This is a genomic window from Pseudomonas sp. EA_35y_Pfl2_R111, from assembly GCF_963970955.1.
In the GTDB taxonomy this organism is placed as follows: domain Bacteria; phylum Pseudomonadota; class Gammaproteobacteria; order Pseudomonadales; family Pseudomonadaceae; genus Aquipseudomonas.
In genome coordinates, this window is record NZ_CAXAOM010000004.1 from 71,585 (window position 1) to 85,010 (window position 13,426).

A 13,426-nucleotide genomic window follows, 5' to 3' on the forward strand; every position below is an offset into this window, starting at 1 on the left:
GGAATGCGGTGATTCATGTAGAGGCGGGCTTGCCCTCAATGGTCATTGCGCTGCGTTAGCTGCGCCGTTCGACGATATAGCGCGCCAGCTCACGCAGCGGCTCGGCGGCCTGGTCGAATGGGCGCAGGGCGTGCAGGGCCTGGTCGCGCAGTTCCAGGGCATAGGCCTTGGCGGCGTCGAGGCCGAGCAGGGCCGGGTAGGTGGGTTTGTCGTGGGCCTGGTCCTTGCCCTGAGTCTTGCCCAGGGTGGCTGTGTCGCTTTCCACGTCGAGGATGTCGTCTTGTACCTGGAACGCCAGGCCGACAGCCCGCGCATAGGTGTGCAGGGCTTTTAGTGCGTGGTCATCGGCCTTGCCACTGGCCAATGCGCCGAGCTGCACACTGGCTTCGATCAATGCGCCGGTCTTGTGTCGATGCATGATTTCCAAGGCGTTCTGGTCGAGAGTCTGACCGACTGAGCCGAGGTCGATGGCCTGTCCGCCGACCATGCCGGCCGGGCCAGCAGCGCGCGCCAGGGTGCTGAGCATGGCCAGACGCAACTCGGCGTCATGCGGGTTGTGTGTGGCATCGCTGAGCACTTCAAACGCCAGGCTCTGCAGGCCGTCACCGGCGAGAATCGCACAGGCTTCATCGAAGGCTATGTGGGTAGTCGGCTGGCCGCGGCGCAGGTCGTCATCGTCCATTGCCGGCAGGTCATCATGCACCAGGGAATAGGCGTGGATCAGTTCCACTGCGCAGGCCGCGGCGTTGGCCCGCTCAGGTTCGCCGCCGAGGGCTTCGCAGGCTGCGTAGGCGAGCAGCGGGCGCACCCGTTTGCCGCCATTGAACAGGCTGTAGCGCATGGCGGCGTAAAGACGTTCCAGTTCCGGACGTGGGCTGCTCAGGAGGTTTTCCAGGGCGGCATCGACGCGGCGTTGGCAGCTGCTCTGGTAGGCCGCAATCATGCCTGCTGGTCCGCGTCGAAGGGGGCTTCCTCCAGCTCGCCGTCGCGCTCCATGAGGATCTGCACTTTCTGCTCGGCCTGAGCCAGGGCAGTCTGGCAATCGCGGGTCAGGCGCACGCCCTGTTCGAAGGCGGTCAGCGAGTCTTCCAGCGACAGCTCGCCGTTTTCCAGACGCTCGACCAGCTTCTGCAGATCGGTCAGGGATTGCTCGAAGTCGAGCGCGGCTTTTTTGCGGGCGGCCATGGCGGATATCTCGGGGTAGATCGGGGAATTGGAACCGGCGCGACACTAGCAGAGCCATGCCGTGCGGGCAAATCAGCAGGCGCTTTCTGGGCTTGTGGGAGGGGCTTTAGCCGCGACATCCGTTCGCCGCTAAAGCGCCTCCCACAGGCTTGCTGGTCTGTTCAGGCGTCAGCCGATCACGCCATAGCCGCGCGCCATCAGCACCGCTAGTAATGGGATGACCAGTAGCAGCAACAGTTCCAGGCGAATCACCATGATCACCAGGCGCGCCTTGGCTGGGCTGACCTGCGGCACTTCGCCGGTCTTGAGGCTGTTGCGCCAGTTGAGGAAGACAAAGGTCGGCACCACGGAAATCAGCCCGACCAGGATAAAGAGGCCGACTTTGGCGTGAAACAGGCTGTTGCCTAGGTAGTAGTCGAGGCCCTTGCCGTACCAGAGTACGCGCGCCAGGCCGGTGAACAGCACCACGCCGGCGCAGATGCCGTAGGCGATGTCGGTGATGATCAGGCTGCGCGCGCGGCGCAGGTCCAGCGGCAGTTTGAATTGCACATGCTCGATGCTAAGCAGGGCGAACAGCAGGAAGATCGACAGGTAATGCAGGTAGGCGGCAATGGCTTGGCCCATAGGGTTTCCCTTGTCTGGTATGGATGGTCAGTTAGCGAGCTCAACCCGGTTACGGCCATTGCCCTTGGCCTGATACAGCGCCTGGTCGGCGCGGTTCATGGTGGTTGCCGGTGGTTCCCCTGGGTTGTGCAGGGCTGCGCCGATGCTAATGGTCAGGTTGAGATGCAGCTCGTCGATAGTTACCGGATCTTTGTTCAGGGCGGTACGAATGCGTTCGGCGATTTGCAGCAGCTCATGCTGGTCATGTACCTGCAGCAACACCACGAATTCCTCGCCGCCGCTGCGTGTCACCACATCCTGCGGGCGCACGGCGGCGCTGATGCGTCGCGCCGTTTCCCACAACACCTGATCGCCAGCGGCGTGGCCGTGGCTGTCGTTGACCTTCTTGAAGTAATCCAGGTCGCAGAACAGCACGCCGAGCTGCAGGCCCAGATCATCGGCTTGTGCCTGTTGCCTCGGTAGAAAGTGGTTGAGGCCGGCGCGGTTCCATAACTGGGTCAGCGGGTCGAGCATGGTCTTGCGTTGTTCACGGCTCAGCGCCGCGCGCAGCTGCGCGGTCTGCTCGCTGACGTGGCGCAGCTTCAGGTAGCCCTCGACCAAGGTCGCCATGTCGATAAACAGGCGCACCTGCTGCTCGCTTAGATGGCAGGGGCGTGGGTCAATCAGGCACAGGGTACCCAGCGGCTGACCTTCCTGGGAAAACAGCGGTTGCCCGGCATAGAAGCGGATCTGGGGGTTGTTGGTTACCACTGGGTTGTCGTGAAAACGCAGGTCTTTATGGGTGTCGTCGACGATCAAGGGGCGGGTGCCGAGAATCGCGTGGGCGCAGAAGGAAATGGTCCGTGGGGTTTCGGTGATCTCCAGGCCGATGCGTGACTTGAACCACTGGCGATCATGGTCGATCAGGCTGATCAATACGGTCTTGACCGCAAAGACCTCACGAACCACCCGCACCAGGGTATCCAAATAAGGATCGGCGGGCGTGTCGAGCAGCTCGTTGTCATCAAGAATCTGCTGGCGTAGCACTTCATCGCAGGGTGTTTCAGGGCTGAGCATGGTGTGCACCTGGTGATTTGGGGGCGAACCATTGATCGGTACGGGTCAGGTGGTAAGCATAGCCACCCAGGCACAGGCTGCGCAGGCCCATAAAGCTCAAGAATGCCAGCCATAAGCCCTGGTTGCCCAACGGTTGTAGGGCCCAGGCCGGCGGCAGGCAGAGCAGCAGTGCCAGCAGCATGGCGTCGCGCATCTCGCGGGCGCGGGTGGCGCCGATAAACAGGCCGTCGAGCAGGTAGCTCCAGACTGCGATCAGCGGCAGCAGGGCCAGGTAGGGCAGATAAGCGAATGCTGCCTCGCGTACCACCGCGATATTGGTTTGCAGGCTGATAAACCAGTGCCCAGCCAGCAGAAAGAACAGCGCAAAGCCCAGGCTGGCGAGCAGTGACCAGCCGCCGGCGACGATTAGCGTACGCTTTAGCGCACTGCGATCTCGCGCGCCCAACGCATGCCCGCACAGCGCTTCCAGCGCATGGGCCAGCCCGTCGAGGGCATGGGCGGCCAGCAGCAGACCATTGAGCAGCAGGGCGTTGGCCGCCACGGTGGCATCGCCCAGGCGTGTGCCCTGCACGGTGATCAGGAAGAACACCGCCTGCAGTGCGAGGGTGCGGATAAAAATGTCGCGGTTGACCGCCAGCAGCGGTCGCCAGTTCAGCCAGCGGCGCAGCGCTGCCCAGTCCAGCGTGCCGGCATAGGCGCGTAGGGCGCGTCGGGCCAGGTACAGACCGAGCAGGGCGCCGCTCCACTCGGCAATCACCGAGGCCCAGGCCGCGCCGGCCACGCCCCAGTGCAGGCCGAGGACAAACAGCAGATCGAGGGCGACATTCAACAGGTTGGTGGTCAGCAGAATGGCCAGCGGCCCGCGGGCGTTCTGCGTGCCCAGCAGCCAGCCAACCAGGGCATAGGTGGCCAGCGCCGCGGGCAGACCGAACAGGCGGATATACAGATAGCTGCGTGCCAACTCATCGAGCTGCGCCGAGGGCTGCATCAAGCTCAGTGCGGCGCTGCTCAAGGGGATGGCCAGGCTGATCAGCACCACCGCCAGCAGCACACCGAGTAGCAAACCCTGCAGCAACACCTGACGCAGCGCGCCGCCATCATCACGCCCTGCCGCCTGAGCGCTGAAACCGGTGGTGCCCATGCGCAGAAAACCCACCGCCCAGGTCAGCAAGGTGTACAGGCTGCCACCGACGGCCACTGCAGCCAATTGGTGGGCGTGCGGTAGATGGCCGATCACCGTGCTGTCGACCAGCGCCACCAGCGGCACCGAGAGGTTACAGAGGATCATCGGCGCAGCCAGCGCCCAGACCCGTTGATGGGTCGGCCTGTGTTGCCAGGCATCGCGTACGGCGTTTATCAAATGCGCTCTCAACTTGATTGGCGGAGGCTGCAACGAAATGCGCGGGCGCGTGTCACAGGCGGGCTATTAAACACTGATCGACTGGCGTGCGCTGCTGAGCAATTTTGTGCATGTCCCTTAGTTGTATATAGACGGCTCGACTATAGTGTCAGGCCTCTGCACCTACCCTTGTTGGAGCCCCGCAATGCCGAAGAATGGACTGCTTCTGGCACTTGTCCTGAGCCTGCTCAGCGCCTGTGATTCATCCACCTCTGGGCCCGCCGAAGTAACGGCGACCCAAGCCACCCCTGTCAGCAGCGAGGCTGCCAAGCCGGCGGTCGACCGCAAGGCGCTGGCCGAGCGTTATGCCGGCCGCGAACTGACCGTGGTGGATGTGTCGGAAGTGCAGCTGGAAGGTGCCAGCACACTGTCGGTCAGCTTCTCGGTGCCGCTTGACCCTGAGCAGAAACTCGCCGAGCGCCTGCACCTGGTCGATAGCAAAGATGGCAAGGTCGATGGCGCCTGGGAGCTGAGCGACAACCTGATGGAGGTACGCCTGCGCCATCTGGAGCCGCAGCGCAAACTGGTACTGACTGTGGATGCCGGTCTGCTTGGGCTGAATGGCAAGAGCCTCGCCGCCGAGCAGGTCACCCGCCTGGAAACCCGCGACCTGCAAGCCAGTGTCGGCTTCGCCAGTCGTGGCTCCTTGCTGCCCACGCGCCTTGCCGAAGGCCTGCCGGTGATCGCGCTGAACGTCGACAAGATCAATGTCGAGTTCTTCCGCATCAAACCTGAATCTCTGCCGGCCTTCCTTAACCGCTGGGGCCGTTCGAGCAATCTGGATAACTGGGAAGCCCGCAGTCTGCTGCCGATGGCCGATCTGGTCTACGGCGGCCGCTTCGACCTGAACCCCGCGCGTAATACCCGCGAAACCCTGCTGCTGCCGATTGCCGGCCTGGAGCCATTCAAACAACCTGGCGTGTACCTGGCGGTGATGCGTGAAGCCGGCAGCTACAACTACTCGCAGCCAGCCACGCTGTTCACCCTGAGTGATATCGGCCTGTCCGCGCGGCGCTACCAGAACCGTATCGATGTGTTCACCCAGGCCCTGGCCGGCGGTGATGCCCTGGGCGATGTACGCCTGGAAATCCTTGATGCCGAAGGCCAGGTGCTGGCCGAAGGCAAGACCGATGGCGCCGGCCATGGCGAACTGCCGTTGCCGCCCAAAGCCGAAGTGCTGCTGGCCCACCAGGGTGAGCAGACCAGCCTGCTGCGCCTGAACACCGCCGCGCTTGACCTGGCCGAGTTCGATATCGCAGGTCCCGTCGCCCACCCGTTGCAGTTCTTCGTATTTGGCCCGCGTGATCTTTATCGTCCCGGCGAAACTGTGCTGCTCAACGGCCTGCTGCGCGATGCCGATGGCCGCGCGGTAAAAGCCCAGCCAGTCAATGTGGAAGTACGCCGGCCGGATGAACAGGTCAGCCGCAAATTTGTCTGGCAGGCCGATGACGCCGGTTTGTATCAGTACCAGCTGCAACTGGCCGATGAAGCGCCGACCGGGCGCTGGCAGCTGCTGTTCGACCTTGGCGATGGTCGCCAGCAGCTGTATGAATTCTCCGTGGAAGACTTCCTGCCGGAACGTATGGCGCTGGAACTCAAGGGCAGCGAAGTACCCTACAGCCCGGCAGAAAATGCCCAGTTCGACGTGACGGGGCGCTATCTGTATGGCGCGCCGGCGGCGGGCAATCGCCTCAGCGGGCAACTCTATGTACGTCCGCTGCGTGAGGCGGTGGCCAGCCTGCCGGGTTATCAGTTCGGTTCGGTCACCGAAGAAGAGCTGAGCGAGGACATCGAGCTGGATGAAACCAGCCTGGACGAGCAGGGCAAGGCCAGCCTGGATATCGAAAGCCGCTGGGCCGATGCCAAATCGCCGCTGCGGCTGATTCTGCAAGCCAGTCTGCAGGAATCCGGCGGCCGGGCGATTACCCGGCGGGTTATCCAGCCGGTCTGGCCAGCCGAGCGTCTGCCCGGTGTGCGCGGGTTGTTTGACGGTGAAGAAGTGGACGCCGACAGCCTGGCCGAGTTCGAAGTGCTGGTGGCCGATGCCGAGGGCAACAAGCTGGCGGCCGATCAGCTTAGCGTGCGCCTGATTCGTGAACGCCGTGACTACTTCTGGAACTTCTCCGAGAGCGATGGCTGGAGCCATAACTACACCGAGAAATTCCTTACCCTCAACGAGGAAACCCTCAAGGTCGCGGCCGGCGGGACTGCCAAGATCAGCTTCCCGGTGGAGTGGGGCCCATACCGCGTTGAAGTTATCGATGCGCAGACCGGCATGCTCAGCAGCATGCGCTTCTGGGCCGGCTACCGCTGGCAGGACAACGCCGATGGCGGCGCGGTGCGCCCGGATCAAGTCAAGCTGGCGCTGGATAAACCGGCGTACGTCGATGGCGACACCGCCCAGGTCACCGTCACCCCGCCTTCTGCGGGCAAGGGTTATCTGATGGTGGAATCCAGCGAAGGGCCGCTGTGGTGGGAAGAGATCGACGTGCCGGCCGAAGGCAAGACCTTCGATATCCCGATTGCCAAGGAGTGGGCGCGGCATGACCTGTATGTCAGCGCCCTGGTGATCCGTCCGGGCGAACGCAAGAGCAATGCCACGCCTAAGCGCGCGGTCGGCCTGCTGCATCTGCCGCTGGAACGTGCGCCGCGCAAACTGGCGTTGACCCTTACCGCTGCGGAAAAGATGCGTCCTAACCAGCCGCTGAAGGTCAAGGTGCAGGCGCGCAATGCTGACGGCAGTATCCCGAAACAGGCGCAGGTGCTGGTGGCGGCAGTGGATGTCGGCATCCTCAATATCACCGAGTACGCCACGCCCGATCCATTCGCCGACTTCTTCGGCCGCAAGGCCTATGGCGCGGATCAACTGGATATCTACGGGCAACTGATCGAAGCCGGCCAGGGCCGGGTGGCCAAGCTGGCCTTCGGTGGTGACGCGGCGCTGGCCGGTGGCGGCAAACGCCCGGATACCAGCGTGCTGATCGTCGCACTGCAGAGCCAACCGCTGGCGCTGAATGAGCAGGGTGAAGGTGAAGTCAGCCTGAATATCCCCGACTTCAACGGCGAGCTGCGGCTGATGGCGCAAGCCTGGACCGATGAGCATTACGGCATGGGCGAAGGCAAGACAGTGGTCGCTGCCCCGCTGATTGCCGAGCTGTCCGCGCCGCGCTTCCTCGCCGGGGGCGATGAAACCACCCTGGCCCTGGACCTGAGCAACCTGTCCGGGCGCGAGCAGAAACTCGATGTGCAACTGAGCGCCGAAGGTCAGCTGCGTCTGGCGCAGAACCCGGGTGCGGCGGTGGCGCCGATCACCCTGGCGGATGGTCAGCGCACCATTCTGCGCATCCCGGTCACCGCGCTGGGCGGTTACGGGCAAGGGCGCTTCAAGGTCAGCGTCAATGGCCTGGCCCTGCCCGGTGAGGACCTGCCGCCGTTCAGCCGTGAGTGGACCCTGGGCATTCGCCCGGCCTACCCGGCGCAACTGCAGCACTTCCGCGCGGTGCTGAAAGACGAAGCCTGGCTGCTGCCTGCCGATGCCTTGAGTGCTTTTGAAACTGCTGGTCTGGAAGCGCGGCTGGCGATTTCCAGCCGGCCGCCGCTCAACCTGGGTGAGCAGATTCGCGCACTGAAAGCCTATCCGTACGGCTGCCTGGAGCAGACCACCAGCGGCCTGTATCCGTCGCTGTATGCCGATGCCGCCACGCTGAAACGTCTGGGCGTGGAAGCCGAGCCGGATGAGCAGCGCAAGCGCTCCATCGAGTTGGGTATCGAGCGTCTGCTGAGCATGCAGCGCTACAACGGCAGTTTCGGTCTGTGGGGCGCGGACAGCGATGAGGAGTACTGGCTGACCGCTTACGTCAGCGACTTCCTTTTGCGTGCCCGCGAGCAGGGCTTCGGCGTGCCGGAAGAGGCGCTGAAAAAGGCCAACGAACGCTTGCTGCGCTACCTGCAGGAACGTCATCTGATCGAGGTCAACTACAGCGACAACGCCAACCACAGCCGCTTTGCCGTGCAGGCCTACGCCGGTTACGTGCTGGCGCGCAGCCAACAGGCGCCGCTGGGTGCCTTGCGCAGCCTGTATGAGCGGCGCAGCGATGCACTGTCCGGCTTGCCGCTGGTGCACCTGGCCGTGGCCCTGCAGAAAATGGGCGACCAGCCGCGTGCCGACGAACTGCTGACCGCAGGCCTGGCCCGTGGTCGTGAGAGCAATACCTGGCTGGCCGACTACGGCAGCCCGCTGCGCGACCAGGCGCTGATTCTGGCGCTGCTGGAAGAGCATGATCTGGCGAAAAATCGCCGTGAAGAGCGGCTGTTCAACCTGGCCGATGAAGTAGCCGGGCAGCAGTGGCTGTCGACTCAGGAGCGCAACTCGCTGTACCTGGCCGGGCGCAACCTGCTGAGCAAACCGGAGCCGAGCTGGAGCGCAGCCCTGCAAAGCGGCAGCCTGGCCTTCGAGCTGAGCAATGCCCAGCCGGGCCTCAAGCTCGATGGCAGTGATCTGGCAGCGCCGCTGACTATCCGCAATGCAGTGAGCAAGCCGGGCGACACGCCGCTGTATCAACAACTGACGCTGTCCGGCTACCCACGTCAGGCCCCAGCGGCCGGTGGCGAGAACCTCAGTATCTACCGCGAGTATCTAGGCATGGATGGCCAGGCGCTGGATCTGAACAACCTGCAGAGTGGCGAGCTGGTGCTGGTGCACCTGGCCGTATCCGCCAAGCAGCGGGTGCCGGATGCTTTGGTGGTTGACCTGCTGCCGGCGGGCCTGGAGCTGGAAAACCAGAACCTGGCGCAAAGCTCGGCCAGCCTGGATGACGCCAGCAGTGCAGTGAAAGAGTGGCGTGAGTCGATGCAGAACGCGGCGATCAAACACCAAGAGTTCCGTGGTGATCGCTACGTCGCAGCGCTGGATGTCAACGGCTACGACACCACCCACCTGCTGTACCTGGCCCGCGCCGTCACCCCCGGCAGCTACCGCGTGCCGCCACCGCAAGTGGAGTCGATGTACCGGCCGAACTGGCAGGCGCTGGGCACCACGCCGGGGCGCTTGATCGTTAAAGAGCGCTAGAACGAACAAGGCCCGCCAAATTGGCGGGCCTTGTTGTTTAGCCAGTGTGCCTTAGCTGATCAGACCGCTCAGCAACCACAACCCCAGCACCAGCCAGATTACCCCGGCAATAATCGAGCGCCGGATAAAGGCGCGTACCGCCAGGTACAGCAGCCACAGACCTGCCACTAGAACCACGATGCTGAGTAATGATGGCGTTACCCCCAAGGCCTTGGACATGCCCGTGATAAAGCTGCTGACCGCACCACCGAGCATGCCGAAAAATCCGCTCAAGCCCTCGACGATAAAGCGGATCACCGAGCCGACCGCCTCGCCAAGGGATTCAAAAAAACCTTCTACACCCATAGTTCTCGTTCCACTCGACCCTGCGTTGATTGCTACTGCGCGCCAGTGTGCCAGTCATTTGGCAGAATGGCAGCGCTGTTGGCCGGTTGGGCCGTTAATTGTGGTTACAGCTCCGGGATGCAAGGAATGGATCAACGCATGACCCGCGTTAAACAGTTGTATTGGTTGGCTCTGCGCGTGTGGCGTAATCGCCTGTGGCCGTTGCTACGGCGTCCTTGGTTGGGTTTTCCGCTGTGTCTGCTGTTGATTCTGCTCGTGGCTGACCGTCTGTTTCCGCTGCCCTTGCCAGGCGATGACCTGGCCCGCGTGGTGCTGGCCGAAGACGGCGCGCCGCTATGGCGATTCGCCGACCACGACGGTGTATGGCGTTATCCGGTCAGCCCCAGTGAGGTTTCGCCCTATTACCTGGAAGCGTTACTGACCTACGAGGACCGCTGGTTTTACCAACATCCCGGGGTCAACCCGCTGGCGCTGGGCCGCGCGGCCTGGCAGAACCTCAGCGGCGGGCGGGTGCTCTCGGGTGGCAGCACCCTGTCGATGCAGGTGGCGCGGTTGCTGGATCCGCATGCGCGCAGCTATAGCGGCAAACTCAAGCAGCTGTGGCGCACGCTGCAGCTGGAGTGGCATCTGTCCAAGGATGAAATCCTCACCCTCTACCTCAACCGCGCACCGTTTGGCGGCACCTTGCAGGGCGTGGCTGCCGCCAGCTGGGCCTATCTGGGCAAGTCACCGAGCCAGCTGACCCGCGCCGAAGCCGCATTGCTGGCGGTGCTGCCACAAGCGCCCAGCCGTTTGCGCCCCGATCGTCACCCTGAGCGTGCCCAGGCAGCGCGCGACAAAGTGCTCAACCGCCTGGATAGTTTTGGAGTGTGGCCGCAGTCGGCGATCAACGATGCTTTGGAAGAGCCGGTGCTGCTGGCTCCGCGTCAGGAGCCTCGCCTGGCGCCGCTGCTGGCGCGGCGGCTGAACACGCGCGGCAGCCCACCGCTGATTCGCACCACCATTGATGCAGCGTTGCAGCGTCGTCTGGAAGACCTGCTGCTGGGTTGGCGTGCGCGCCTACCTGAGCGCACCTCTGCAGCCATTCTTGTGGTCGAACAACCGAGCATGGCGGTGCGCGCCTACCTGGGCTCGGTGGATATCGGCGATGCCAAGCGCTTCGGCCATGTCGACATGATCAACGCCGTGCGCTCGCCAGGCTCGACCCTGAAACCCTTTCTCTACGGCATGGCCCTGGATGAAGGGCTGATCCATTCCGAATCGCTGCTGCAGGATGTACCGCGACGTTATGGCGACTACCGCCCGGGCAACTTTGCTGCCGGCTTCAGCGGAGCGGTGTCCGCCAGCGAGGCGCTCGCCACCTCACTCAATCTACCCGCCGTACAGCTGCTGGAAACCTACGGGCCGAAGCGCTTTGCCGGCGAGTTGCGCAGTGCTGGGGTGCCCTTGCTGCTGCCACCACTGGCCGAACCCAATCTGGCGCTGATTCTCGGCGGCGCCGGCAGCCGACTGGAGGAACTGGTCAGCGGTTACAGTGCCTTTGCCCGTGGTGGCATGGCCGCGCGCCTGCGTTTTCAGCCGCAGGATGGGTTGTATGAGCGGCGCCTGCTGTCACCCGGCTCAGCCTGGATTGTGCGGCGCATTCTCAGTGGTCAGGCGCGGCCGGACCGTGACCCGCGTGCGCAGCTGGTGCAACGCCCGAGCCTGGCCTGGAAGACCGGCACCAGTTATGGCTTTCGCGATGCCTGGGCGATAGGCGTGGCGCCGCGCTATTTGATTGGTATTTGGATCGGTCGCCCCGATGGCACTCCGGTGTCCGGGCAATTCGGCCTGGCCTCGGCAGCGCCGTTGCTGCTGCAGGTGCATGATTTGCTGGTCAACCGCGACAGTCAGCGCGGCATTGCCCAGCCGATTGACCCGCAGCCGGCCTCGGTCGGTGTAGCGGCGATCTGTTGGCCGTTGGGCCAGCCGCTGGACAGTCGCGATCCCAACTGCCGGCGCCAGCGCTTTGCATGGACCCTGGATGGCACCACGCCGCCGACCTTGCCGGCGCAGGATCAGCCGCTGGGCTTGGGGCTGCAGGAAAGCCTCTGGGTCAATGCCGCCGGGATGCGCGTGGATGCCAGTTGCCCCGGCGCGACGGCGCAGCGTGTGGCGTTGTGGCCGGCGCCACTGGAACCCTGGCTGCCACGCCGCGAGCGACGCAGTGCACGCCTGCCGGCGGTTGATCCGCAGTGCCCGCCACGGCATGTACCCGTCGCCGCGCCGCTGTCGATTGTCGGCGTGCGTGAGGGAGATCATTTGCGACGCCCGGCTGGCAGTAGCGAAGCGCTGCGTTTGCGCCTGTCCGCACTGGGCGGCAGTGGCCGGCGCTGGTGGTTTGTCGACGGCCAGCCGATTGCCGAAACCGGTTCCGATGCGCTGTTCAATCACGTTTTTGCGCGCAACGGGCGGTATCAGCTCAGCGTGCTGGATGAAAGCGGACAGACCGCACGAGTGGAGTTCAGCCTGTCGGACTAAGGAACTTGGTCGAAAGCATCCCTGTCCATGAGTGACTACGCTGTGAAGTGAAGGTCGGTGTGTCGTCTGCCGATCAGAACGCAGGGATATGCGATGTCAAGAGCTTGCTACGTAACCGCCGTTTGCCTATGTGCGCTGCTATTCAGCGCGCTCCTTGCAGCGGAACAGTGGACTGGGCCGAAGCAGTCGCCGCCCGCTCGTAGTGGCATGCAGGTGAGCTTTATCGCGGCGGATTTTCGCAACGGCGGAGTGGTCGGGGTGTACCGCAGTTTTGAGCGCGCCGCCAAACTGCTGGGCTGGCGGGTGCATGCTGTGGACGGCCGCGGCGATCCCGCTGAGATCAAGCGCCTGGCGGCGCAGGTGCTGGAACGTAACCCAGACGGCGTAGTACTCGGCGGCTTCGGAGCGGATTATCTGGGCGCGCTGCATGATGTTTTTCAGGCGCGCGAGATTGCCCTGGTCGGCTGGCACGCGGGAGATCGACCCGGTCCGACGGACAAGCTATTCAGCAATGTCACCAGCGACCCGATGCAGGTGGCCGACCTGGCTGTTGAATACGCTATGCGTGACGGCAAAATCGGCGTGGTGCTGTTTACCGATAGCCAGTTTGCCATTGCCACCGCCAAGACCCAGCGCATGGCGCAGCGCCTGGAAGAATGCGCGCAGTGCAAAGTGCTGAGCATCGAGGACCTGCCAATTGCCAGTGCCGGCAAGCGCATGGATGAACGCGTGCGCTCATTGCAGCGGCGCTTTGGCGCCGAGTGGACTCATACCCTGGCGATCAACGACGTGTATTTCGACCATATCAACGTGCCACTCAGTGCTCTCGAACGTAGGGACATTCGTAATATTTCCGCTGGCGATGGCTCGGCCAAGGCGCTGGGGCGTATCCATTCGGGATTGTCCCAGCAGGTCGCCACGGTCGCCGAGCCGCTTGGCATGCAGGGTTGGCAGTTGGTGGATGAATTGAACCGCGCCTTTGCCGGCCAGCCGCCGAGCCTGTTTGTTACACCACCGCTGCTGATTACCACGCAGGTATTGCAGGGCACGGACGAACTCAGCATCGAACTGGATTTCAGTCATGAGGATGCTTATCTGCGGCTGTGGCGACAGACGGAATGAGTCATGGCGGTCGAGCCGTTAAAGTCGGCCGCCTAGGCGGCCGATAGTTGTTAAGCGTCGGTAGGCAATTGAGTTTGTATACAAAATTGTATTCAATTGCTGTCTTC

General features: G+C 63.5%; 9 protein-coding genes. 3 read left to right on the forward strand and 6 right to left on the reverse strand.

What is annotated here, in order from left to right:
• Positions 1–55: 55 nt before the first annotated feature.
• From ispA to AACY25_RS15850, 5 genes are all read right to left on the reverse strand, one after another.
• A complete protein-coding gene (gene ispA / locus AACY25_RS15830; RefSeq protein WP_339525780.1) occupies positions 56–943 on the reverse strand; it encodes a (2E,6E)-farnesyl diphosphate synthase in 888 nt (295 codons plus the stop codon).
• Entirely contained in the window at positions 940–1,185 is a 246-nt protein-coding gene (locus tag AACY25_RS15835) for an exodeoxyribonuclease VII small subunit (protein WP_339525782.1), read from the reverse strand. The genes ispA and AACY25_RS15835 overlap by 4 nt, the downstream gene beginning before the upstream one ends.
• 168 nt (positions 1,186–1,353) lie before the next feature.
• Positions 1,354–1,809 (reverse strand): DUF2214 family protein, encoded by a 456-nt coding sequence (locus AACY25_RS15840; protein WP_339525783.1) that lies wholly within the window; start codon positions 1,807–1,809, stop codon positions 1,354–1,356.
• A gap of 27 nt (positions 1,810–1,836) precedes the next feature.
• On the reverse strand, positions 1,837–2,865 hold the full coding sequence (locus AACY25_RS15845; protein ID WP_339525785.1) for a sensor domain-containing diguanylate cyclase: 1,029 nt from the start codon (positions 2,863–2,865) through the stop codon (positions 1,837–1,839).
• Positions 2,852–4,222 carry an MATE family efflux transporter gene (locus AACY25_RS15850; protein ID WP_339526280.1) on the reverse strand — a complete coding sequence of 457 codons (1,371 nt, stop codon included), beginning with the start codon at positions 4,220–4,222 and terminating at the stop codon, positions 2,852–2,854. The genes AACY25_RS15845 and AACY25_RS15850 overlap by 14 nt, the downstream gene beginning before the upstream one ends.
• A gap of 187 nt (positions 4,223–4,409) precedes the next feature.
• Between AACY25_RS15850 and AACY25_RS15855 the strand changes: the two genes are divergently transcribed.
• Positions 4,410–9,332, forward strand: a complete 4,923-nt coding sequence (locus AACY25_RS15855; RefSeq protein ID WP_339525787.1) for an alpha-2-macroglobulin family protein — start codon at positions 4,410–4,412, stop codon at positions 9,330–9,332.
• A 51-nt stretch (positions 9,333–9,383) separates the two neighbouring features.
• Here the strand turns inward: AACY25_RS15855 and AACY25_RS15860 are convergent, their stop codons facing one another.
• A complete protein-coding gene (locus AACY25_RS15860; RefSeq protein ID WP_339525789.1) occupies positions 9,384–9,677 on the reverse strand; it encodes a hypothetical protein in 294 nt (97 codons plus the stop codon).
• Between the two features lie 138 nt (positions 9,678–9,815).
• On the opposite strand from AACY25_RS15860, the gene pbpC reads away from it, so the two are divergent.
• Positions 9,816–12,197, forward strand: a complete 2,382-nt coding sequence (gene pbpC, locus AACY25_RS15865) for a peptidoglycan glycosyltransferase PbpC (RefSeq protein WP_339525791.1) — start codon at positions 9,816–9,818, stop codon at positions 12,195–12,197.
• 207 nt (positions 12,198–12,404) lie between these two features.
• A complete protein-coding gene (locus AACY25_RS15870; protein ID WP_339525793.1) occupies positions 12,405–13,319 on the forward strand; it encodes a substrate-binding domain-containing protein in 915 nt (304 codons plus the stop codon).
• Positions 13,320–13,426: the final 107 nt, after the last annotated feature.

Coding starts and splice junctions, on each gene's coding strand:
- AACY25_RS15855 (WP_339525787.1), top strand. CDS start 4,410: ATGCCGAAGAATGGACTGCTTCTGGCACTTGTCCTGAGCCTGCTCAGC.
- AACY25_RS15845 (WP_339525785.1), bottom strand. CDS start 2,865: ATGCTCAGCCCTGAAACACCCTGCGATGAAGTGCTACGCCAGCAGATT.
- ispA (WP_339525780.1), bottom strand. CDS start 943: ATGATTGCGGCCTACCAGAGCAGCTGCCAACGCCGCGTCGATGCCGCC.
- AACY25_RS15840 (WP_339525783.1), bottom strand. CDS start 1,809: ATGGGCCAAGCCATTGCCGCCTACCTGCATTACCTGTCGATCTTCCTG.
- AACY25_RS15870 (WP_339525793.1), top strand. CDS start 12,405: ATGCAGGTGAGCTTTATCGCGGCGGATTTTCGCAACGGCGGAGTGGTC.
- AACY25_RS15860 (WP_339525789.1), bottom strand. CDS start 9,677: ATGGGTGTAGAAGGTTTTTTTGAATCCCTTGGCGAGGCGGTCGGCTCG.
- AACY25_RS15835 (WP_339525782.1), bottom strand. CDS start 1,185: ATGGCCGCCCGCAAAAAAGCCGCGCTCGACTTCGAGCAATCCCTGACC.
- pbpC (WP_339525791.1), top strand. CDS start 9,816: ATGACCCGCGTTAAACAGTTGTATTGGTTGGCTCTGCGCGTGTGGCGT.